This is a genomic window from Bradyrhizobium sp. 613_E4_N2_2, assembly GCF_052075995.1.
In the GTDB taxonomy this organism is placed as follows: domain Bacteria; phylum Pseudomonadota; class Alphaproteobacteria; order Rhizobiales; family Xanthobacteraceae; genus Bradyrhizobium; species Bradyrhizobium barranii.
This window is the reverse complement of the sequence record NZ_CP197234.1, coordinates 6,228,325-6,250,562: the sequence shown is the minus strand read 5'-3', so window position 1 is coordinate 6,250,562 and position 22,238 is coordinate 6,228,325. Positions and strand designations below refer to the sequence as shown.

General features: G+C 61.7%; 16 protein-coding genes. 8 read left to right on the top strand and 8 right to left on the bottom strand.

Annotation, left to right across the window (positions count from 1 at the left end; all coding sequences use genetic code 11):
- Positions 1 to 23: 23 nt before the first annotated feature.
- Both AB7290_RS29865 and AB7290_RS29860 read left to right on the top strand, forming a co-directional pair.
- Positions 24 to 1,520, top strand: a complete 1,497-nt coding sequence (locus AB7290_RS29865) for an ABC transporter substrate-binding protein (RefSeq protein ID WP_085399435.1) — start codon at positions 24 to 26, stop codon at positions 1,518 to 1,520.
- Between the two features lie 262 nt (positions 1,521 to 1,782).
- Positions 1,783 to 3,423, top strand: coding sequence for an amidase family protein (locus AB7290_RS29860; RefSeq protein WP_135214992.1), 1,641 nt, complete (start codon positions 1,783 to 1,785; stop codon positions 3,421 to 3,423).
- Between the two features lie 74 nt (positions 3,424 to 3,497).
- On the opposite strand, the gene AB7290_RS29855 is transcribed toward AB7290_RS29860, so the two are convergent.
- Complete coding sequence (locus AB7290_RS29855) at positions 3,498 to 4,400, bottom strand: LysR family transcriptional regulator (protein ID WP_063984453.1); 903 nt, start codon at positions 4,398 to 4,400, stop codon at positions 3,498 to 3,500.
- Between the two features lie 153 nt (positions 4,401 to 4,553).
- On the opposite strand from AB7290_RS29855, the gene AB7290_RS29850 reads away from it, so the two are divergent.
- Positions 4,554 to 5,255: an alpha/beta fold hydrolase gene (locus AB7290_RS29850; protein ID WP_085399436.1), complete on the top strand. Its 702-nt coding sequence runs from the start codon at positions 4,554 to 4,556 to the stop codon at positions 5,253 to 5,255.
- 387 nt (positions 5,256 to 5,642) lie between these two features.
- Positions 5,643 to 7,070: a DUF1254 domain-containing protein gene (locus AB7290_RS29845; RefSeq protein WP_063984452.1), complete on the top strand. Its 1,428-nt coding sequence runs from the start codon at positions 5,643 to 5,645 to the stop codon at positions 7,068 to 7,070.
- A 222-nt stretch (positions 7,071 to 7,292) separates the two neighbouring features.
- Here AB7290_RS29845 and AB7290_RS29840 read toward each other — a convergent pair whose 3' ends face one another.
- Positions 7,293 to 7,529 (bottom strand): DUF1127 domain-containing protein, encoded by a 237-nt coding sequence (locus AB7290_RS29840; protein WP_224517759.1) that lies wholly within the window; start codon positions 7,527 to 7,529, stop codon positions 7,293 to 7,295.
- Between the two features lie 164 nt (positions 7,530 to 7,693).
- Between AB7290_RS29840 and AB7290_RS29835 the strand changes: the two genes are divergently transcribed.
- A complete protein-coding gene (locus tag AB7290_RS29835) occupies positions 7,694 to 9,268 on the top strand; it encodes a winged helix-turn-helix domain-containing tetratricopeptide repeat protein (RefSeq protein ID WP_085399438.1) in 1,575 nt (524 codons plus the stop codon).
- Between the two features lie 173 nt (positions 9,269 to 9,441).
- On the opposite strand, the gene AB7290_RS29830 is transcribed toward AB7290_RS29835, so the two are convergent.
- Entirely contained in the window at positions 9,442 to 10,602 is a 1,161-nt protein-coding gene (locus AB7290_RS29830) for an IS30 family transposase (RefSeq protein ID WP_085398133.1), read from the bottom strand.
- 139 nt (positions 10,603 to 10,741) lie between these two features.
- On the bottom strand, positions 10,742 to 11,710 hold the full coding sequence (locus AB7290_RS29825) for a glycosyltransferase family 2 protein (protein ID WP_085403208.1): 969 nt from the start codon (positions 11,708 to 11,710) through the stop codon (positions 10,742 to 10,744).
- A gap of 359 nt (positions 11,711 to 12,069) precedes the next feature.
- On the opposite strand from AB7290_RS29825, the gene AB7290_RS29820 reads away from it, so the two are divergent.
- Positions 12,070 to 13,368: a glycosyltransferase gene (locus AB7290_RS29820; protein WP_085403110.1), complete on the top strand. Its 1,299-nt coding sequence runs from the start codon at positions 12,070 to 12,072 to the stop codon at positions 13,366 to 13,368.
- Between the two features lie 57 nt (positions 13,369 to 13,425).
- Here the strand turns inward: AB7290_RS29820 and AB7290_RS29815 are convergent, their stop codons facing one another.
- Positions 13,426 to 14,052, bottom strand: a complete 627-nt coding sequence (locus AB7290_RS29815) for an alpha/beta hydrolase (protein ID WP_085403112.1) — start codon at positions 14,050 to 14,052, stop codon at positions 13,426 to 13,428.
- Positions 14,049 to 14,987: a ring-cleaving dioxygenase gene (locus AB7290_RS29810; RefSeq protein ID WP_085403113.1), complete on the bottom strand. Its 939-nt coding sequence runs from the start codon at positions 14,985 to 14,987 to the stop codon at positions 14,049 to 14,051. Before AB7290_RS29810 ends, AB7290_RS29815 begins: the two co-directional genes overlap by 4 nt.
- 129 nt (positions 14,988 to 15,116) lie before the next feature.
- On the opposite strand from AB7290_RS29810, the gene AB7290_RS29805 reads away from it, so the two are divergent.
- Positions 15,117 to 16,028 (top strand): LysR family transcriptional regulator, encoded by a 912-nt coding sequence (locus tag AB7290_RS29805; protein WP_085403115.1) that lies wholly within the window; start codon positions 15,117 to 15,119, stop codon positions 16,026 to 16,028.
- Between the two features lie 158 nt (positions 16,029 to 16,186).
- Positions 16,187 to 18,334, top strand: coding sequence for an adenylate/guanylate cyclase domain-containing protein (locus tag AB7290_RS29800; protein ID WP_245344190.1), 2,148 nt, complete (start codon positions 16,187 to 16,189; stop codon positions 18,332 to 18,334).
- Positions 18,335 to 18,439: 105 nt separating this feature from the next.
- On the opposite strand, the gene AB7290_RS29795 is transcribed toward AB7290_RS29800, so the two are convergent.
- Together AB7290_RS29795 and AB7290_RS29790 are read right to left on the bottom strand one after the other, a co-directional pair.
- Positions 18,440 to 21,130, bottom strand: coding sequence for a hybrid sensor histidine kinase/response regulator (locus tag AB7290_RS29795; RefSeq protein ID WP_085403117.1), 2,691 nt, complete (start codon positions 21,128 to 21,130; stop codon positions 18,440 to 18,442).
- Positions 21,127 to 22,158: an ABC transporter substrate-binding protein gene (locus AB7290_RS29790; RefSeq protein WP_085403118.1), complete on the bottom strand. Its 1,032-nt coding sequence runs from the start codon at positions 22,156 to 22,158 to the stop codon at positions 21,127 to 21,129. The genes AB7290_RS29795 and AB7290_RS29790 overlap by 4 nt, the downstream gene beginning before the upstream one ends.
- Between the last annotated feature and the right edge of the window lie 80 nt (positions 22,159 to 22,238).

Below are 22,238 nucleotides of genomic sequence, written 5' to 3'. Positions count from 1 at the left end.
AAGAGAAGGCCGGGGAGTTACGCATGTTCAGGAAATTATCGATCGTCGCATTTGCCGCCGCGCTTGTCGCAGCACCGCTGCCGGTGCTGGCGCAGGGCAAGAAGGACAGCGTCGTCATGGCGATGGCGCTAGAGCCGCCAGGGCTCGATCCCACCATCGCCGCCGCGGCCGCGATCGCCGAAGTAACGCTCTACAACATCTATGAGACGCTGACCAAGATCAACGAGGACGGCTCCGTCTCGCCCTTGCTGGCGGAGAGCTGGACCGCCTCGCCCGACCTGAAGACCTACACGTTCAAGCTGCGCAAGGGCGTCAAATTCCAGAACGGCGAGCCGTTCGATTCCGCGGCGGTGAAGTTCTCGTTCGAGCGCAACGCGATCGCGACCAGCACCAACAAGGACAAGAGCCTGTTCCAGGCTTTCGAGAAGGTCGACGCGCCCGACGCCGACACCGTCGTGATCACGGTGAAGTATTCCGAGCCGAACCTGCCGTTCCTGCTCGGACAGGCGAGCGGTTCGATCGTCGAGCCGAAGAGTGCAGCCACCAACGGCACGCAGCCGGTCGGGACCGGGCCCTATCAGCTCGGGGCCTGGGCCAAGGGCTCCTCGATCACCCTGACCAAATGGGCCGACTATCGCAACGCCGCCGCGATCAAGCTGTCGAAGGTGACGATCCGCTTCATCTCCGACCCGGCCGCGCAGACCGCGGCGCTGCTCTCTGGCGACGTCGATGCGTTCCCGCGCGTTGCGGCAGCGCGCGCCATCGGACAGTTCAAGGCCGATCCGCGCTTCAACGTCATGGTCGGCGGCTCCCGTGCCAAGACCATCGTCGGCATCAACGAGCGCAAGAAGCCGCTCGACGACGTCCGCGTGCGCCGTGCCATCCTCGCCGCGATCGACCGCAAGGCGATGGTCGACGGCGCGGCTGATGGTTTCGGCACGCCGATCGGCAGCTTCTACGTGCCCGGCGCGCTCGGCTTCGTCGACACCACCGGCATCAACCCCTACGATCCCGAGAAGGCCAAGAAGCTGCTGGCGGAAGCCGGCGTCACCACGCCGCTCGAACTGTCGCTGAAGCTGCCGCCGCCGTCCTATGCGCGGCAGGGCGGCGAGATCCTCGCGGCCCAGCTCGCCAAGGTCGGCATCATCGCCAAGATCGAGAATGTCGAATGGGCGCAGTGGCTGTCGCAGGTGTTCGCCGGCAACGGCCCGCACAATTTCGACCTCACCATCGTCAGCCATGTCGAGCCGTTCGACCTCGTCAAGATCACCGAGCCGGACTACTACCTCGGCTACAACAACGAGGCCTTCAACGCGCTCTACAAGCAGATCGTGTCGACGCCTGACGAGGCCGGCCGCGCAAAGCTGCTCGGCGATGCCCAGCGCATGCTGGCCACCGACGCGGTCGCCGGCTTCCTGTACCAGCCCCAGCTCATCACCATCACCAACAAGAAGCTGAAGGGCGTCTGGAAGGACGTCCCGCAATACGAGAACGATTTCTCGACCTGGTCCTGGGAGTAGGGGCCGTTCGATCAAGTCGAACCTGCTGCAACGTTGACCTCTCCCCATCGGAGGAGAGGTCAATCTTTTTGGGCAACCCAAAACAAAAACCTGAAAAACAACCCCATGCACAGTAGCCGGGGTTAGATATTTCAATGGCTTGCACGGTCCGCTCGATGGCTTGCTGAGCCATGCGATGCGGTTGACCCGTCGGGCAAAACACCGGCAATATACGATCATCGCGGCGTCATGGTTCGGGACGCGCCGTCAGGCGAGGCACGCCATGAAGAAGCCATCCCGCCGCGATGCCGGCATCGCCGCGGCTGCCGTCAGCGCTGAAGCACCGATCACTCTGAAGCTCGACAATGCGCCGATGAGCGATATCGCTCATGCGCTGGCCAGCGGACAGGTCACTGCCACGGCGCTGACCAAAGCTTACCTCGCGCGCATCGAAGCTTATGACCGCAACGGGCCCGCGCTCAACTCCGTGCGCGCGATCAATCCCGACGCGCTCGGGATCGCTGGCGAGCTCGACGACACAAAACCATCGGCCAAGCGGCCGTTGGCGGGCATCCCGATCCTGGTGAAGGACAACATCGCGACCGGCGACAAGCAGCCGACGACGGCGGGCTCGCTGGCACTGGAGGGCGCGCGCGCCAGGAGAGACGCGACAATCGTCAAGCTGCTGCGAAAGGCCGGTGCGGTGATCCTGGGCAAGGCGAACCTGACGGAGTTCGCCAACATTCTCGCGGCCGACATGCCCTCGGGCTATTCGTCGCTCGGCGGCCAAGTGAAAAACCCTTACGCGCCGGCGCTGATGGGCGATCACGGCATTCCGGTCGTGCAGCCAGGCGGATCAAGCGCGGGTTCGGCGGTCGCGGTGGCGGCCGGCCTGTGCTCGGCCTCGATCGGCACCGAGACGTCGGGCTCGCTGCTGTATCCCGCAAGCCAAAACGGCCTCGTCACCGTGAAGCCGACCGTTGGGCTGGTCAGTTGCGCCGGCATCCTGCCGATCGCGCACAGCCAGGACACTGCAGGGCCGATGACGCGCACGGTGCGCGACGCGGCGATGCTGTTGAACGTGTTCGCGGCCGAAGACCCACTCGACCCCGCGACCGAGCGGCAGCGGCGGCCGGTCGACTACACCGCCGACCTCGCGACCGACGCGATGAAGGGCGCGCGCATCGGCGTGCCGAGCGACTCGACCGACCCGCTCAACGATCGCTATTACGGCAAGCTGCCGCCCAGGTCGGCCAAGGTGATGGTCGACGCGATCAAGGTGCTGGAGGATCTGGGCGCCATCATCGTGCGTGCCAACATGCCAACATCTGGCTGGATCGGCGGGCCGGGTACGAGCATGAACGTGCTCAATCGCAATCCCCTGAGTCGCAACAAGGGTAATCTGGCGACGCCGCCGATCGTCTTCCTCTACGAGCTGAAGCACGATCTCAATCTCTACCTCAGCGATTGGGCGACGAACACAGAGATGAAGACCATGGCCGACATCGTGGCCTTCAACGAGGCGAACGCTGAGACGGCGCTGCGGTTCGGCCAGGACCTGTTCCTCGCCGCCAACATGACCAGAGGCGATCTCAGCGAGCGCGAGTACAAATCGGCGCGGGCCATGGACCTGCTCTCCGCCAAGACGCGCGGCATGGACGCCTACATGAACCAGTACAAGCTCGACGCGGTGCTGTTTCCCGGCGCCGCCGGCTGCGTGATATCAGCGAAGGCGGGCTATCCCAGCGTCATGGTGCCGGGCGGTTTCATTTCGGGAGCAGACGACAAGGACACGCCTGACTATCCGCTCGGCGTAACCTTCGCAGGCCGTGCCTGGAGCGAGCACAAGCTGCTGCGTCTGGCCTACGCCTATGAGCAGGCGACCGACATGCGCAAGCCGCCGCCCGGCTTGCCCGCGCTTTAGATGTCACTGGCCGAGAGGATCAGGCGGAAATCCCTGCTCGCGCGTCGGACCCGTTTCTGGCCAGTTCCTAAAGTTCAGAGTGACAAATTGCGCGACACGCCCAAGGCGTCGACAAGAAAATCGATGAACAGGCGGGCTCGCAGGGGGAGTTGTCGTCCGAATGCGTGCAGGACGTAGACCGGTGTGGTGAACATCGGTATGCCCGGCAGCACGACATTCAATCGTCCGGCGGCAAGCTCGTCCTCGATAGCGATGCGCATGAACTGCGTGATGCCAACGCCTTTTATGACCGCCTCAATCAACGACTGGGCATCGTCGCTATCGAAGGGGCCATTGGGGATGACCCGTGTGCCGTCCGCAAAAGTAAATGCTTGCGGCCGGCCACCAAGCAGATGGCGAAGGCAGGCATGCTGAGTGAGATCGTCGATCGACTGCGGGATTCCTCGTCGCTGAAGGTATTCCGGCGATGCGCCCAGAACATATTGCAGGACACCTAACGAGCGGCCGATCAGGTTTGTGTCTTCCAATTCGCCAATTCTGACAGCGAGGTCGAAACCCTCGCGGATGAGATCGACACGGCGGTCCGTGACGCTGAGATCAAGCTTGATGTCCGGATAGCGCTCCAGGAACGAGCCCGCCCATGCGGAAATCAACGGGCGTCCAAATGTACTCGGCACAGTGACCCGAAGCACGCCACGGACGTTTCCCGGAACCTGCACGACGTCGTCGGCTTCCTCTATCGCGCGCAGATGGGGAGCGACGTGCTCGTAGTAAGCGGCGCCTTCGGACGTTGGGCTGAGTGTGCGCGTTGAGCGCTGCAGCAAGCGCACGCCGAGGCGTTGTTCGAGGCGCGAAACGCTTTTCGATACCGCCGAGGGGCTGGCGCCGATCGATCGCGCGGCGCCGGCGAAAGAACCCGCGTCAACCGTCCGCACGAAGGCCAGCAGACCGGCCGTTCTTTCTAGAATCGTTGTCATTCAGGACTTTGGATCGCGAAAGAACCGAACGAAAGACGGCTAATCGGCCATTTATGAACGAATAGTCTGACTTTCGCAATGGAGGCCCCGACAACCGAGTTGGTCTTCCAATGCCCTTCATCGCTGAAGCTCGTGCAAAAAAGGAAAAGCAGTATGTCTGCGCAAATCAAGCCAACGATCGTTTTCTGTCACGGCATTTGGGCCGATGGCTCCTGTTTCAGCAAAGTCATTCCAGCATTGCAGGCCGACGGGTACGAAGTGATCGCCGTTCAATATGGCCTGGACTCCTTTGAGGAGGACCTGGCGACGGTGAGGCGCACACTCAATCGTGTTGGCAGCCCGGTCCTTCTCGTCGGCCATTCGTATGGCGGCGCCACCATCACGGGCTCGGGCACCGATGAACGCGTGGTCGGTCTCGTCTACATTGCAGCGGTCGCTCCGGATGCCGGCGAGACCGTACAGGACCGGCTCGACAAGTATCCGTCGGATATCTTCTCACGCGTCGAGGTCGCCGATGGGCGTGCCTGGATGCTTCCGAGCGGCACCGAGTTCTTCGCAGGAGACCTCTCCGCGGAAGACCAGAAGCTGGTTTGGGCCACCCAATATGCGCCCGTCTACAATCTGTTCCAGCAACAGAAGCTCAGCGCCGACAAGATCGCGTGGCGGTCGAAGCCGAGCTGGTACATTCTGGCCACGCAAGACCATACCGTGCATCCGGATCTGCAACGCTGGGTGTCGAAGCGCATGGGAGCGACGGTCACCGAAGTGGCGAGCAGCCACGTGCCGATGCTCTCCCAGCCAAATGTGGTTATCGACGTGATACGCAAAGCCGCGGCCGCCGTTCAAAAAAGCTGATCGCAAATAAGATACATTGCCGGACACGAAGGAGAGGTCGTTCGCGAGGCGACCTCTCTTATTCATGGGCTGGCGTGCGACGGCCGCTCTTGGCCCTTCGCAGACGTGGCGTTGCTCGATGCAGATTTCGGCTTGTGACCCCAAGCTGGCGTGCTGGGGCATTGGCGCGGTGTCGGCTTTTGACCCGAAGCGGACATTTTCCGAACGAATGAGCATCAACGTATTGGAAAATGCTCATGAAATCGGATTTCGATTGTAGTTCAGCGCGATTTGGCCTGACAGCTGCAAGCTGTTCGTTTTTCCGTAGTCCGCTGAGACTATTTCGTGAAATGATGACCCAGCTTCCCGGGTGTCTATTTGGCGCCCTTTCGCGCGTGGGTGGTTCACATGAACATTCGATCAAGTGTATTGGCCGCCGCTCTGACGGGCTCGATATTCGCACTGACGCCAAGTGTGTCGCAGGCGGAATGGCCTGACATCCGCGAGGCCAAGGCCATCGCCGAGGAAGGCTTCATCTACGGGCTGCCGATCGTGATGAACTACGCCGTCATGTACGAATATGCCGTCGACAGGAACTCTGGGCAATTCAAGGCGCCGTTCAACCAGATCAAAAACGAGGCGCGTGTCTATACATACAAAGACACGGCCGTAATAACTCCCAATAGCGACACGCCCTATTCGCTGTTATGGCTCGATCTGCGCGCCGAGCCGATCGTTCTTTCCGTGCCGGCTGTTGACAAGAGTCGCTACTATTCAGTGATGCTTTGCGACGGCAACACGTTCAATTACGGCTATATCGGTAGCCGCGCGACCGGAAGCGAGGCCGGAGATTATATGGTGGTTGGGCCGAACTGGCAGGGTGCCACTCCGCCTGGCATCAAGAAGATGTTTCGCTCCTCGACACAATTTTCCGCCGCCGCCTACCGCACCCAGCTCTTCCATCCGGCAGATATGCCGAACGTTGAGAAGGTCCAGGCCGGCTATAAGGTGCAGCCCCTGTCGGCCTATCTCAAGCAGCCCGCGCCCCCCGCCGCAGCGGCCGTCGACTTTCCCAAGGCTAATGCGGAGTTGGTGAAGAAGAACTTCTTCGAGTATCTCGACTTCGCTCTCCAATTTGCGCCGGCCGGGCCGGAGGAAAAGGAAATCCGCGCCAAGCTCACGCGCATCGGCGTCGGCCCCGGAAAGACCTTCGACTTCAAGGATCTTCCGCTGACCCACAAGATTGAAATCGGGCTGGGGATGAAGGACGGCGAAGAGAAAGTTGAAAAGTATCTTGCTAGTGGACAGAAAGACGTAAATGGCTGGAAAATCGGATCGCTGTTCGGAGACCGGCAATTCTACAGCGGCGACTGGCTGAAGCGCGCTGCCGCAGCCAAGGGCGGCATCTATGGCAACGACGCAATCGAGGCCGTCTATCCAATGACGAAGGCGCTTGCTGATGGCGAGGTGCTCGATGGTTCCAAGTACAAGTACACAATCACTTTTTCCGCCGGACAATTCCCGCCGGTAGAGGCTTTCTGGTCGGTGACGATGTATGATGGCAAGAGCCAATTGCTGATCGAGAATCCGATCAACCGCTACCTGATCAACTCGCCGATGCTGCCGGACATGAAGAAGAATGCCGACGGCTCTCTCACGTTGTATATCCAAAAAGATTCGCCCGGCGTCGACAAGGAATCCAATTGGTTGCCGGCGCCGAATGACGAAATCTACCTCGTGATGCGTTTATATTGGCCGAAGACAACGGCGCCTTCGATCCTGCCGGCCGGTGGGGGCTCATGGCAGCCACCGGCCGTTGTGCGCGCAGCCAACTAAGCAATCTGAGGTGATCGAGTGATGCTGGCCAAGGTCCGCTTGTGGCCCTTCGCAGACGTGGCGTTGCTCGATGCTGATTTCGGCTTGTGACCCCAAGCTGGCGTGTTGGGGCGTTGGCGCGGTGTCGGCCTTTGACCCTAAGCGCAAGCCGGTATCTGGGCCGCCAAGCGGCTCGCGTCGACCAATTTCCAACGGACCGTCCACCGCTCCCGGAGGTCGACGTCATCCGACCGATCGTATGCCTCGCGGGTCAGTATGTCGGTTCGAGGCCACGTAGTCGATCTCGCCATACGTAATCCCGATATCCTTCAGCTCCTGATCACTTAGGTGGCAAAGATCGCGCCGCAGCCGCTCCCATTTCCGCCACTCTTGAAAAGCGTTCCAGCAATTCTTGAAAACGCTGACATTGCGTCGCTGGGAGTCTGCCGTCTGGACCAAGCCCGTTGTCTGATAAATCATGCTCATCGCAGTATCCTCGGGCACCGTGTTTCCACCCTGGCATGCTGCCAAAATCCGGCCCGGCACGCTTGATCTGCTGCTTACATTTTCCTTACGGACAGCTTATTCTTTGTTTTCCAAGTGTTGCCGGGCCTGACCGGAGACCGTCCAAGGGATTTCGCGTCTTGCGCTATCTCTTCGAAGACTACGAACTGGATTCCGGCCGCCGCGAGCTGTACCGCGACACAAGCGTCGTTGCCCTGGCGCCACAGACCTTTGACTTTCTGGACTACCTCATCCGCAACCGCGAGCGCGTGGTTTGCAAGGATGAGCTCATCACAGCCATTTGGAAGGGGCGGTGCGTGTCGGATGCCGCGCTGACGACCCGCCTGAATGCCGCTCGGTCCGCAATTGGCGATTCCGGGGAGAAACAGCGGTTGATCAAGACGCTGCCAAGGAAGGGCTATCGCTTTATCGGTAAGGTGCAGGAGGCTGACGGCGCCCCCACTGTGGCGGTCACAGAAATCCAGAGGGAGACGGCTAAACCCGCCCTCCCACTTCCCGATAAACCGTCGCTGGCCGTTCTGCCATTCACCAACCTGAGCTCCGATCCAGAGCAGGAGTATTTCGCCGACGGCATGGTCGAGGACATCATCACCGGCCTTTCACGGTCCAAATCGCTGTTCGTCATCGCGCGACAGTCCACTTTTACCTACAAAGGCAAGGCTATCGACATCAGGCAGGTCGGGCGCGAGCTGGGCGTTCGGTATGTGCTCGAAGGCAGTGTGCGCAAATCCGGCGATCGAGTTCGCATTGCCGGGCAGTTGATCGAGGCCACGACGGGTGCTCATCTTTGGGCGGACCGGTTCGACAGCCAGCTCAAAGATATCTTCGATCTGCAGGACCAAGTGACGAGTAGCGTGATTAGCGCGCTCTTTCCTCAATTGGAGCGCGCCGAGATAGAGCGCGCAAAACGCAAGCCAACTGAAAATCTTCAGGCCTACGACTACTATCTGCGTGCACTCTCGAGCTTCTATGAATTCACCCGCGAACAAAACATTGAAGCCCTCAGACTGATCCGGCTTGCTGTCGAGATCGATCCCGGATTGGCCTCAGCATACGCGCTTGGTGCTTATTGCTATCTGCAACGAAAGATCTTCGGCTGGACGATCGACGCGGATCAGGAACTGAACGACACCCGACGGTTGGCAAGGCGTGCGATCGAGCTCGATAAGGATGATCCAACCGTACTCGTGAGAGCCGGGCAGGCAATTGGCGCCGTATTATACGAGATGGACGATGGCGTGGCCCTCGTCTCCCGAGCGCATGAGCTTAACCCGAACTTGGCTGTCGCACGGTATACGATCGGCTGGGAACACATACGGCGCGGTGACATAGAGGCGGCGCTCAAGCAGTTCCACGCCGGGGGGCGTTTAAGCCCCATGGATCCGTTTCTTTTTCTGCTGCAGACCGGCATAGCGTTTGCGCATTTCTTGACGGATCGATACGAGGACGGGTCATCATGGGCCAAGTCGGCTGTGCTGCACCGGCCCAACTATCTCAACGCACAATTTATTCTGGCGGCATGCCACGCGATGTCTGGAAGGGTCGAGGAAGCCCGGATGATCGGTGCACGCCTGGTGGAAGCGAGGCCGGCTCTGCGCGTCTCCACACTCGTTCCAAAGCTCGCTCGATTTTACAGGCCGGAACACCTCGAAAGGATAGCGCGAGCTTGCCCCATCATGGGTCTCCCCCCATGAGTGCTGCGGTTGCCGGGAAATACTGGTCTCATTCCAATTCCCATCAACGGCGCAGTATGCAATGTCGGCTTGTGGCCCTTCGCAGACGTGGCGTTGCTCAATGCTGATTTCGGCTTGTGACCCTAAGCTGACGTGTTTGGGCGTTGGCGCGGTGTCGGCTTTTGACGGCGAGTTCAACCGACCGCTGCAACACATTCTGCGAACTTCTCAGCCGGCGTCTGATAGAGCAAGGTCTTTCTCGGCCTTTCATTGAGCTGCCTTGCGATGGCACTGAGCTTGGCCTGGCTGTGCAAGGACAGATCGGTGCCGCGCGGAAGATATTGGCGCAGTAATCTGTTGGTGTTTTCGCTTGACCCGCGCTGCCAGGGAGATCGAGGATCACAAAAGTAGACCTCGACTTCGGTGGCCAATGTCAGCCGTTGATGGTCTGCGAGCTCCTTGCCTCTGTCCCAGGTCAGCGACCGGTAAAGTTCGCTGGGCAATCGCTGCGATTGCTTGATCAGTGCCGAGACAACGCTTTCGGTATCCTTGTTCGCAACCTTGACCAGCATCACGTAGCGCGAATGGCGCTCGACAAGCGTTGCGACATAACTATTCCCCGAACCGCCGATCAGATCGCCCTCCCAATGGCCGGGCACCGCACGATCTTCAACTGACGGCGGCCGCTCGCTGATGGAGACGGCATTCTTGATCTGGCCGAGCCCGTTTCGTTTCATGCTGGCGTGCCTCGATCGGCGGACCGTGCGCCTCGCCCTCAGGTGCTCAAGAAGCTCCTTTTTCAGCACGCCGCGCGCCTGAATGAACAGGCTGCGATAGATCGTCTCGTGTGACACCTGCTTTTGAGGTTCCCCCGGATAGGTGCGCTTGAGCCAGCCGGCAATTTGCTCCGGTGACCATTGCCGCTGAAGCAAGGTCGATACTGTCCGCCTCAAGAACGGACGGCAAGCCAGCTTGCAAAGCTTGGGGCGCCGCGCCCGATCCCACGCGGCCTGATCGGACCCCGCAGCCCGATAGCGCTCGGGCCCGCCATTGCGCTGGACTTCACGGCTGATGGTTGATGGAGATCGTCCCAAGTGGCGCGCGATCGACCGCAACGAGCAGCGCATGCTGAGCCATCGAGAGATCTCCTCTCGTTCGGCCAGGCTGAGCGCCTGTTTGGCACGGTGCCTATCTGGAGGACGAATTCCGCCGGTCGGCGAGATCACTGAGAAGACCGACGAGGACTTCCGGTCAAATCGGCGTCCGATCGAGCTCATCGGCTCGCCGGCCTGCCAGCGATCCCAGATTTCGGATCGCTGGGCTGCCGAGTAATAAATGCGACTTCGCCGTTTCATGTCCACACTCCATCTTTGCTAAAAGATTAGAGTGTCGCGCTGACCAATTGAGCCCACCACCCATAGGGGACCTTGCCATTTCGAGCGGCGGTCAGTTAGCTGCGCTATCAGATCAGAGCGTTCCCGCAGAAAGGATGAATTAAATTGCACCCGGCGCGCGCGCCCGAGCACGGATGATCTTGTTGAGAGCCATCAGGACCGAGGGGCGCAGGATTTGGATTGCGTCACGGATCGTTGCGCCGAGTGGCTGCCGGCCGATCCGTCCGCGTAGTCGAGCAACCCGCAACGCACGCACGACCGTTTCAGGATCGGGAAGTTCTCCTTTATCTTCCAAAAGGCTCCAAGTGAGGCGTTTGAGATCGACTGTCTCTTGGTCAATGTGAGTGAACGACCCGTCTGCCGTGATGCAGGGGTGGTTGGTCATGTCGTAAAAGATAAGACCATCGTCTATCGCTACCATGTCACCATGGCAGGCCAGATCAATGAAGAACAGTTGGTCGACCCCCCAACTTATCGACTTGTAGTTTCGCATCAGGCAGCCGGCTTTGACGACGTTGCTATTGACCAACAGCGTCGATGGGACAATTCCGAGCGACCGCGTTTTGCCCACCAAATAGAGATCAGTCAGGCACTGTTGGCCCGAATACACGTAAATCTCACCCCCTTGCCGGTACTTTATGCCTTTGTCTTGCACCAGATGGCTTGTGGAGGTGATGACTGCCGCGGCGGGGTAGGCCAACGCAAGTCTCGCGAAAGACGTAAGCGCCCCTGGCGCGAGCCAGTCGTCGTCATGCAACAATTTGATCCAGGGACCGCGACACGCAAGCATCGCATTGTTCGTGTTCTCGACCTGACCACGGCCTCTGCGGTTCTCGACGACTCGGATGCGCGGTTCTGTGCTGACATATTCGGACAAGAGGCGACAACTCTCGCCCACTAACCCTTCGTCGTCGCTGATCACCATTTCCCAATCGGAGAAGTCCTGCTGCAGCACGCTTTCGATCGCGCGTTGCAGCCCAAAAGGACGTCGAAAGGTTGGGATCGCGACCGAAATGAACGACCGGAGTTCCGCCTCGCTGTTCGACAGTTCTGCTGGAGACACAATCATCATCCCCTAGACGCAAGACCGCTCAACAATAACAGTTCTCGGGGAGCGGCAACATCCTAGATGTCCGGATGTGGCCCTTAGCGGACAAATCCGCGTCCTGAACAGTTGGACCGCTCTTGCCGCTTAGCGGACCTGGCCATCAGCTCCAATGTCCGCGTTGGCCCATAAGCGGCCTTCCTCTCCTTACGGCTGTAACCATCTCCCTCCGGGGAGACATCGTTCGGTAGCGCGCGCCGCTCCATTCTTGGCGTGGCCCGCGCGAACACAAGCGCAGCCACGCGTCCGTCCGGAAGCCTGCATTGGGTTGCGCAGGATGGATTGCGACAGCGCATTCGCAACCGTGACGAAAGGGTTCTACGATGTCTTATAATTTTCTGCTGGCGTCGTGGGGGACCCTCGGGAATTTGAGCCCGCTGCTGACTGCGGCGCGGAGATTGCACCGGAATGGACATCATATCCGGGTGATGGCGGATCCGGCGATGCGCTCGGAAGTCGAGGCCTCCGGCTTTGCATTTGTCGCATGGCGCCGCGCCCCGACCGGAAAGGCTGCGGATCCGGTGGACGTCTCGGATGTGAAAGACTTTCTACGCCAGGCCGTCTTTGATCCTGCTGCGCTCTATGCGGCCGATGTACGGGATGAGATCGGCCGTATGCCGACGGATGCCGTTCTCGTGCTTGACGTGCTGTTTGGAGCTGCGCTCGGGGCGGAGGCGTCAGGCGTGCCTTTCGCTCTGCTGTCCCCTCATGTCAGCATTCGGCCCCTGCCGGGAATGCCGCCGGCCACCAGCGGGTTGAGGCAACCGAAAACGCCGGAAGAGCGCGCCGAAGTCGACGCCGCCAATGCCAGGCTTACCGAAACACTCAATGTGTTTCTGCCAAGTCTCAACCGCGCGCGTGCCGATCTGGGTCTTCCGCTTCTGGCAGATGTCTACGATCTGTTCGATCGGGCCAACCGGCTTTTGCTCGCGACCAGTCGAGCGTTCGACTTTCAAGCGGACGCGCTGCCCGACAATTTCCGCTATGTCGGACCGCTGCTCGATGTACCGAACTGGTCAAAATCTCGGCAGACGGAGGCGTGGCGAGCGCCATGGTCGGCTCAGTCGGATCGTCCTCGCGGGCTGATCGCATGCAGCACGGGCGCGCAGGGTCAGCGCGAGCTGTTTCAGCGCATTATCAACGCGATGGAGGCGGTCGAGATCGATGCCCTTGCAACAGCCGGTCCCAATGTCGACGTCGCCGATCTCCGGGCTCCGAAGAACGTGCATTTGGTCCGGGGCGCTCCCCATGACCTCGTCATGAAGGATGTTTCCGTGGTGATCTCGCAAGGCGGCCACGGAACGACCACGCGTTCACTCATCAACGGACTGCCGCAGCTCATCCTGCCAATGGGGCGAGACCAGGCTGCCAACGCCGCGCGCGTCGAAGCGAAGGGGGCAGGGCTTCAATTGCCTCCAACCGCCTCCGAAGCGGAAATTGCCGCGGCGGTGAACCGATTGATTGCAGAGCCGCAATTCAGGAAGGCGGCCTGTCTGCTCGGCGAGGCCATGAAAGTCGATATCGATCGGTCCGGCCTCGTCGACGAGATGGAGGCGATCGCCGCCATTGGCCGCGCGGCGAGACCGCAACCGAAGAAACAATCGCTTCGAAAATCTGCCTGACGGATCGCAAGGCGAATGAGCGGCGCACCGTTCGTGAACGATGCGCCGCTCGTTGGTTCATGCCGCTTTGGCGTCGACGCTGCCGATCCAGTTGCGGGCCAGCGTGACGTCGGCCTGCGACAATTGATGGCCTGCCGGCAGGACCTTGTGGTCGACACGCGCGCCGGCTTCCGACAACAGCGCCGCAAGCGTTGCCGAATTGCTCGCCGGCACGATCGGATCGGCCTGCCCGGACAGCAGCAGAATCGGCTTGCCGCCAAGCTCTGCCTTCGGCGGATCCGACAGCGGCACCATGGCACGCAGCAGGATTGCGCCTGCCAGGACGTCCGGCTTCAGCAGCAACAGCGCGGCTGCGATGTTGGCGCCGTTGGAGAAGCCGACCGCAACCGGCGCGGCGATGCCGTATTGCTTCCGCGCATCCGCGACGAAGTCGCCGAGCTCCAGCGCGCGCCGGCGCACGTCGTCCTCGTCGAACACGCCCTCGGCGAGACGGCGGAAGAAGCGCGGCATGCCGTGCTCGAGCACGCGGCCACGCGGCGAGAGCAGCGCGGAGCCGGGCGAGATCATCTTGCCGAGCCCAAGCAGGTCGTTCTCGTCACCGCCGGTGCCGTGCAGCAGCAGCATCGGAGGGGAGCCCGCGCTGGTCGCGGGCTCGAAACGATGGATGAATGTGCTCTCGGTCATGACGCGCTTTCTTCCAGGCTCGGCAGAACATTTTCGATCTGCTTGCGCTGCGCTTCGAGGAAACTCGGCAGCTTCAGATCACGTCCCAGCGTTGCGACCGGTTCGTCGACGGCGAAGCCGGGGATATCGGTCGCGATTTCGAACAGCACGCCGCCGGGTTCGCGGAAGTAGATCGAGCGGAAGTAGTTGCGGTCCCTCTGCTCGGTCGGATGCAGGCCGTGATTGCTCACGAGCTTTTGCGCCATCCGGCCCTGCTCGGCGTCGTCGGCCGCGCGGAAGGCGATGTGATGGACGGAGCCGCCGCCCTGATGTCCGCGCAAAAAGCCCTTGGCCTCGTAGATGTCGACGACGCTGCCTTCGGCATCGCCCGGCGCCTTGAAGCGGATCACCGAGCCCTCGCGTCCGGTCTCCTTGAAGCCGAACACGTCGGTGAGCACGGAAGCCGTCTTCGCCGCGCTGTCGAGCAGCAAGGTCACGCCATGGAAGCCGCGGATCGCGTGCTCGGCCGGGACGTCGCCATTGCTCCAGCCGGGCTCGTTCTCGGCACCGGGGACACCCACAAGCGCGAGCGCCATGCCGTCAGGGTCGGTGAACGGCAGCACGGACTCGCCAAAACGCTTCTCCAGCGCCTCGTAGGCGATGTCCTTCTCGGTGAAGCGCTGCGTCCAGTAGCCGAGCGAGCGCTGCGGCACACGGAAGGCGGTCTGATGGGTCTCGCCGACGCCGCGGCGACCGGCGGGCACGCCGGCCCAGGGGAAGAAGGTCAGGATGGTGCCGGGGCGGCCGGTCTCGTCGCCGTAATAGAAGTGGTAAGTGCCGGGATCGTCGAAATTGACCGTCTTCTTGACGAAGCGCAGGCCGAGATCCCGGGTGTAGAAGCCGAAATTGCGGATGGGATCGCCGGCGATCGCGGTGACGTGGTGCAGTCCAGACATTGTCGTCCTCCAGAATTCGGGGAGCGGTCTTGCTCTGGGTGGAAATATCGTTCCGCTTTGGATTGGAGACAATCCATGCAAATATGACATCTATGTCTACGATTTGGAAACAATCGCCGGGGCCGGCCCTTGGATAAGGTCGCCAGCCTCCGGGCCTTCGTGAAGGTGGTCGAAAGCGGCAGTTTTGCCGAGGCGGGCCGGCAGCTGCGGCTGTCGCGCTCGGCGATCAGCAAATACATCGCCGACCTCGAGGAGAGCCTCGGCGTCCAGCTTCTGAACCGGACGACGCGCCACGCAAGCCCGACCGAGAACGGCCAGCGCTACTTCGAGCGCGCGGTCGTGATCCTCTCGGAGATCGAGGCCGCCGATCAGGCGGTGGCGCAGGCCCAGTCGGCGCCGCGCGGCCTGCTACGGGTCAACGCGCCGATGTCGTTCGGCACGATGCGGCTCGGTCCTGTGCTGGCCGATTTCATGGCGCGCTATGGCGAGCTTCAGCTCCAGATCGTGCTCAGCGACGATCTGCTCGATCCCGTCCAGGACGGCTTTGACGTGACGCTGCGGATTGCGGAATTGGAATCCTCGAGTTTGATCGCGCGAAAAATCATGCCGGTGGCGCGCATGATCTGCGCTTCGCCCGATTATCTCGCGCGTCACGGCACGCCAAAGCATCCGCAGGACCTGCGCGAGCATGTCTCGTTGACCTACGGCTTCCTGCTGACAGGCAATCAGTGGAAGCTCACGGGCAGCGACGGCGATCACTGGATCCAGCCGGCCTGGTCGCTCTGCGTCAACAATGCCGAAGTGCTGCGCGACGTCGCGATCAAGGGCAGGGGGCTCGCGCTGCTGCCGGAGTTCATTGCCGCCGATGCGTTGAAGAAGGGCGAGCTGCGGACGGTGCTGGACAAATATTCCGCGCCGCCACTGGCGCTCTATGCGGTCTATCCGCCGACCCGGCATTTGTCGGTGAAGGTGCGGCTGTTCATCGATTTTCTGGTTGAGCGGTTTGGGCGCGAGGAGGAGGCGGGTGTGCGGACGCGCTGAGGTAGGCGCGGGCTCATCAAGCGGCCGGCCGATGTCTGCTTGGCCCCGAACAGCGGCCGAGAAGCGGGGTATTTTGCCTTTGGGCCAGAAGGCGGCACAAACGGATGGGCAATCCTTGCAACCCATTGTAGAATAGGGGCGGCTTGGAATTGCGTACCATGGCGCAGGAGCGGCCAGTCCGGGTTGAGCGCAGGTTAGCGGCTATCTTGGCCGCCGACGTGGTTGGCTATTCGCGACTCATGCATCGCGACGAAGAGGACACACACGCTAGACTGACTTCCCTTTTAACGGAGGCTGTCCACCCGGCGATCGCCGAACACCGCGGCCGCATCGTCAAGAATACCGGCGACGGATTCCTGGCAGAGTTTCCAAGCGCGGTCGAAGCGGTCCGCGGGGCCGTGCAGTTCCAGACCCGTATCAAGGAGATAACGATCGACGAATTAGGAGACACGCGCATTGCTTTGCGCGTGGGTATCAATATCGGCGACGTAATCGTCGAACCCCACGACATCTTTGGGGATGGCGTTAACATCGCGGCTCGGCTTGAGGGCATCGCGGAGCCGGGCGGCATATGCATCGCGTCTTCTGCCTACGATCAAATCCGAGGCAAGGTCGGGGTACAGTTCGCTGATTTGGGCGAGCAAAACCTCAAGAACATTGCTTGTCCCATCAGATCCTACGCCGTGGTCTGGGAGACGCCTAGCCAAGCGACACGGGCCTCAACTGCGTCCACGTCGCCCACGATACTTGGCCACGGTAGCGAGCCAGTCTCGCATGTTCGCCAAAGGAAGTACCCGTTTGGTCCGTTCAGGATTGTGAGAAGCCACGAGGAAACGGGCCTGATCGGCCACAGCGCGGTAAAAGAAACCGCTGCTCGCCGAGCAATGCATCTACTGGCCAACATCAAATCTGGTCCCAATACCGTACTCGGCATGATGTTCTTACTGGCAGCGGTAGGCGCTTTGGCCGTTGGATTGATTGGCTATTGGACGACCTGGAAACCGGCTCGCACCGAGCTTGTGCACGCGAGTACTGCACCGCGCACGCCGACGGGCTCAGTGATCAAGCCGACCCACTCTCAGGGGCCGATAGTTCTGATCCTCCCTCTCATCAATAATACTGGAGACCCAAGATATGATGCAGTTGCCTCGATCTTGACCGAGCATATTGGCGCCTCGATTGGCAAGTTCTCTTCCTTGCGTGTCATCGAGCGCTCCCTCGCTGAACCAATGACGACGACCGAATACGGGCAACTAGCACGAAAAACGAGCGCCCAGTATGTCATTGGTGGCAGCCTGAGAGGTTCGGCCAAAGGCATGGCTATCAGTATTCAACTGAGTGATGCGCTCGCGGCGAGTTCGGTATGGTCAAGGAACTTTGAGGTTGGCTCCGAAATTATCTCGTCGACATCGCTTCAAGACGAACTCGCTGGTCAAGCTGCAACGTTAATCGCTGCCTATCCGGGTGCTATTGCGACCGCCGAGTACAAGCGGGTGCAGGCGAAGCCGACCGGCGAGCTCAGCTCTTATGAGTGCATTATCCAAGGCGTACTTGCAGGAACGGTCGGCACACCCGCAGCGGTGATCAGAGCGCGCGAATGTCTCGATCGCGTCACCCGCGAGGAGTCCGCCAACGCCACTGCCTGGGCAGTATTGGCTGGCGTTATGCTCAATCAGCGGTCGTTTGGGTTCGGATTGCCTCAAGACGAAGCGAGAAGCATCGACAAGCGGCTCTATCTCAACGAAGCGATCTTGAAGGCATCACTGCGTGCGGCCGAGCTAGCGCCGGATGATAGCTTCGTTCGCTTTCGCCTGGCCATTGGATACTTCGCCAATTGTCAGACCGACTTGCTGCAGTACGAAGCTGAAAGGGCGATTGCACTCAATCCATATGATGCCTACGCGATAGGTTCGTTGGGGCTTAGCCTGGCGTTTTCGGGACATTGGGATGCTGGCGCGGCCATGGCCGAAAAAGCGCTTGGCTTAATGGGAGCGAGTGCACCGAGCTTGTGGTGGTATGCGCCCGCAAAGCGACATTGGTCTAGAGGTGAACATCAGGAAGCTTACGAAACATTTCGCCGTGGTTACGTCGAGGGTCTTTGGCTTAGTCATCTCAACATGGCTTACGCGCTCGCATCCCTCGACAGGCTCGACGAAGCAAAAGCCCATGTTACCAAGCTATTGAAACTTGAGCCTGAGTTCTCCATACGCGAGGCAAACAGCTTCTTTCGGACGTACTGCCTCGAACCTTCGTTCCGCGAAAAAATGGCGAGCGCGTTGCGTAAAGCCGGGCTACCTGAGGAATGACAACGGTCCACCGCGGAGTTCGGCTTCGGGTCGCAAGCGGAAGGCGCTAGCGATCAGATGGTCCGCCAGGCCAAATCCGGGCTCGGCAAACTGGTCTGAGCATCCCTAACTGACTGAACGCTGCTCGGCCGGCCGGAGCAGATCGTCCAGCGCACTCATCGAGGCATCACGAAGTGCGGTGAGATCGCGCGCGGCGCTCTGGCATTCGGATGGGGACATCGAGGGCGCCGCCAGTTCGATCTCACGGCTGCGCTCGAACAAGCGGACGAGGCCGAGCGCGCCGGCGGCGCTGCCGAGCTGGTGCGTGAGCCGCGCAAGCTGCTTGTGATCGCCAATCGCTGCCGCCTTGGCGATGTCTGCGATCAGCTTGCCGCTGGTCTCCCCCAGCAAATGATGGAGCTTTTCGATTTGCGCGGGGCCGAGCAGCTCGCGCTGGTCGTCGAGGAAATGCAGGTCGATCAATGCGCCCGCGGCGAGTTGTGGTGCGGCCGGCTCATCCGGGGCGTCCTCGATCGCCTCGCGCAGCGCGTTGATCAGGATCGGCTTGCTGACGACCTTGGCGATGCCGGCGCTTGCGAGTCGCTCGCGGGCACTGGTGGACACGTCGGCGGTCACGGCGATGATGCGCGGCATTTTCGGCAGACCGAGCTTGCCGATTCGCGATGCCGCCTCGACGCCGTCCATGTCGGGCATGTGCAGATCCATCAGGATGATGTCGAATGCCTGATCGCGGGCGAGCGCGATGGCCGACGCGCCGTCTCTCGCGATCGTCGCGCGATGGCCGAGCCGGTTCAGGATCGCCTCGCCGACCTCGCAATTGACGGGATCGTCGTCGACCAGCAGCACCCGGAGCTGCCGCGACGGCGGCGGGACCGCGCCTTGCGCGACGCCGCTTGCGGCGAGGCCGAGCGGCACCTGAAGCGTGAACGTGCTGCCCGCGCCCGGCGTGCTCTCCACCGTCAGCTCGCCGCGCATCAGGCGCGTGAGCCGGCGCGCGATCGCGAGTCCGAGGCCGGTGCCGCCGAACCGCCGCGCGATGCTGTCGTCGGCCTGGACGAAATCGTCGAAGATGCGCTCGTGCATGTCGGGCGCGATGCCGATGCCGGTATCGCGAACGGTGATGCGCAGCAGGACATGATCGTCGCGTTGCTCGGCGGCCGCCGCGAGCGCAATTCCGCCGTGCGGGGTGAACTTGATGGCATTGCCGATCAGATTGAGCAGGATGCGGTTGAGCCTGACCGGATCGCCGTGCACCGATGTGTCGACCGTCGCATCGCAGGCGAGGTCGAAGGTCAGGCCCTTGCCGAAGGCTTGCGGACACATCAGCTCCGCTGCGGTCTCGATCAGCTGGTGGAGGCGGAAGTCGCGCGTCTCCAGCGTTTCGGTGCTGGCCTCCAGGCGGGCATATTCCAGGATGGCATCGACCAGCGCGATCAGCGTTTCGCCCGATGCCTCCGCAGTCGCGAGGTGGCGGCGCTGGGCCTCGCCGAGGCTGCCGTCGTCGAGCAGCTGCAGCACGCCCATGACGCCGTTCAGCGGCGTGCGCAGCTCGTGGCTGACGACGGCGAGGAAGCGCGACTTGGTCTCGTTGGCCAGCACGGCGGCCCTGCGCGCGCGCTCGGCCGCGTCATGCTCGGCCAGGGCCTGATCGCGGGTCTTTTCGAGTTCGGCGGTCCGCTCGACGACCTTGCGCTCGAGCGTCGCATAGGAGTCGCGCAAGTGAGCGGCCATCCGGTTGAACTGGTCGCCGAGCGCTTCCAGCTCGTCGCCGGTCTTGATCGCGAGCCGCAAGCCGAGATCGCCGCTGCCGATCCGCCGCGCGCCCTGCGTCAGGATCTGGATCGGCACGGTCATGCGCCGGCTGAGCCAGAGGGACACCAGGACCGCGCAGGCGAGCAGGACGACCAGGAGAAACGTCGCGCGTCCGATCGATGCATAGATCGGGGCGTAGGCTTCGCTGAGCGGAAGCTCGACGAACACCAGCCAGCCGAGCGAGGGGACCGTCGCATAGGTCGAGAGCACGCGCAGGCCTGTTAGATCCCCCTTGACCAGGCCACCCGAAGGCGGCCCCACGCCATCGAGTGCGGCGCGCACGTCGGCATGCCCGGAGAGATCGGTCCGTTGCAGCGCCGGCCACAGATCGGGATGCGCGATCAGGACTCCCATGCGGTCGACCACATAGGCCTTGCCGGTGTTGCCGACCCTGATCCCGGCGACGAGGTCCCAGATGAAGCGCAGATTGACGTCGGCTACGATCACATTGGGATTCCGTCCGGTCCCGCGCGTGGCGAGCGTCATGAACGGCTCGGTGTCGCCGAGGAAGTAGACCGGCCCGTAATAGGCCCGGCTTTCATTGGCACCGCGGAAGGCCGGCGAGGCCGAGAGATCGGCCTTGCTGCCGACTCTGTCCGCGACACGGCGCGACACGCGCACCTGCTCGCGGCCCTGCGAATCGAGCTCGGCAATTTCCGCGATCGCGGGCGAGAGGCGCAGGAGCCGGATGGCGTTCAGGCGGTCGTCTTCGTTGCTCGACAGCTCCGGAGGCAGCCGCGAGAGCCATCTGATCTGGCTTTCGATCTGGCCGATGAACTGGCCGATCTGGATGGCCGCGCTTGCTGCCTGCTCGCGCTGGGTCGCCGCGAGAAGCTGCTTCTGCTCGCGATAGGAGAACCAGACGTCGAAGCCGGTGTTGATGGCGAGTGCGGCAAAGGCGAGGGCGACGATCGAGTAGAGATATTTTCGGAACAACCGGCCCGGGGGCGTCCGCAAATGTCCCTGGTCGATCGCCTCGTTCACTCGCGGATCTCGTCGGCGCGCGCCAGCAGCGTGAATGGAATGTTCAATCCGAGCGAGCGGGCGACAGTGCGGTTGATCAGGAGCTCGTATTTCCGCGGCGATTGCACCGGCAGATCTCCGGCCTTGGTGCCGCGCAGGATGAGATCGACGTAATCGGCCGAGCGCACCTCCAGCGTCGGCCCGTAGCTCATCAGTCCGCCCGCATCCATGAAGTAATGGAACGGATAGATCGTGGGGACGCGATGCTTGGCCGCCGCCGCCACGACCGCCTGACGGTGGACCACGAGGAAGCTGTCGACCAGCGCAACCAGCGCCGCCTTGGGCGGTTCGGAAAAGCGCCTGATGGTTTCGTCGATGTCCGTTGGCGCGTTAACGGGCGCGGGGGCCACGGACACCCCTGATGTCGCAGCTTCCTGCTCGATCGATTCGAGGAAGAAGCGCCCGGCGCGGGGCGTGGTCGCCGGGTTGAAAAGGACGCCGACGCGCGCGAGACCCGGCACCGCCTCCCTGATGAGCTGAAGCCATTTGCCGCCCATTTCGGCGGTGCTGTTGGTGAAGCCGGTGACGTTGCCGCCCGGATGCGCGAGGCTTTCGACGAAGCCGTTGCCGACGGGATCGTTGGCGGTCGCGAAAACGATCGGGATGGTTTTGGTGGCGGCAAAGACTGCGGCGGTTTCGATGGTCGAGCCGGTCAGGATCACGTCCGGCTTGAGCTCGAGCAACTCCTGGACCGCGGTCTTGAGCTTGTCCGGTCCGCCGAAGGTCGAACGAAGTTCGAGGCGGAAGTTGACGCCTTCGACCCAGCCTCGCTGCCTCAAGCCGACGATGAGACCACCCAGGCGGGAGGTCGGGCTGTCGGTCATGCTCCGTCTGGTCAGTTCGTCGTCGAGCGGCAATCCCGTCAGCGAGGCAACGATCCGCATGCGATCTGACGTTGCGCCGATCGCAATCCATCCTGCAGCGGTTGTGCCCGCGAGGCGAATGAAGCCGCGGCGATCGAGCGCGAACGCGGAAGGCCGTTCGGTCATGGAATTCTTTGCACGATGGTCTGTCCCAAGCCGGATGCTTAACGCGAAAGGGCGGTGTCCACAATTGATGAAAAAATGCG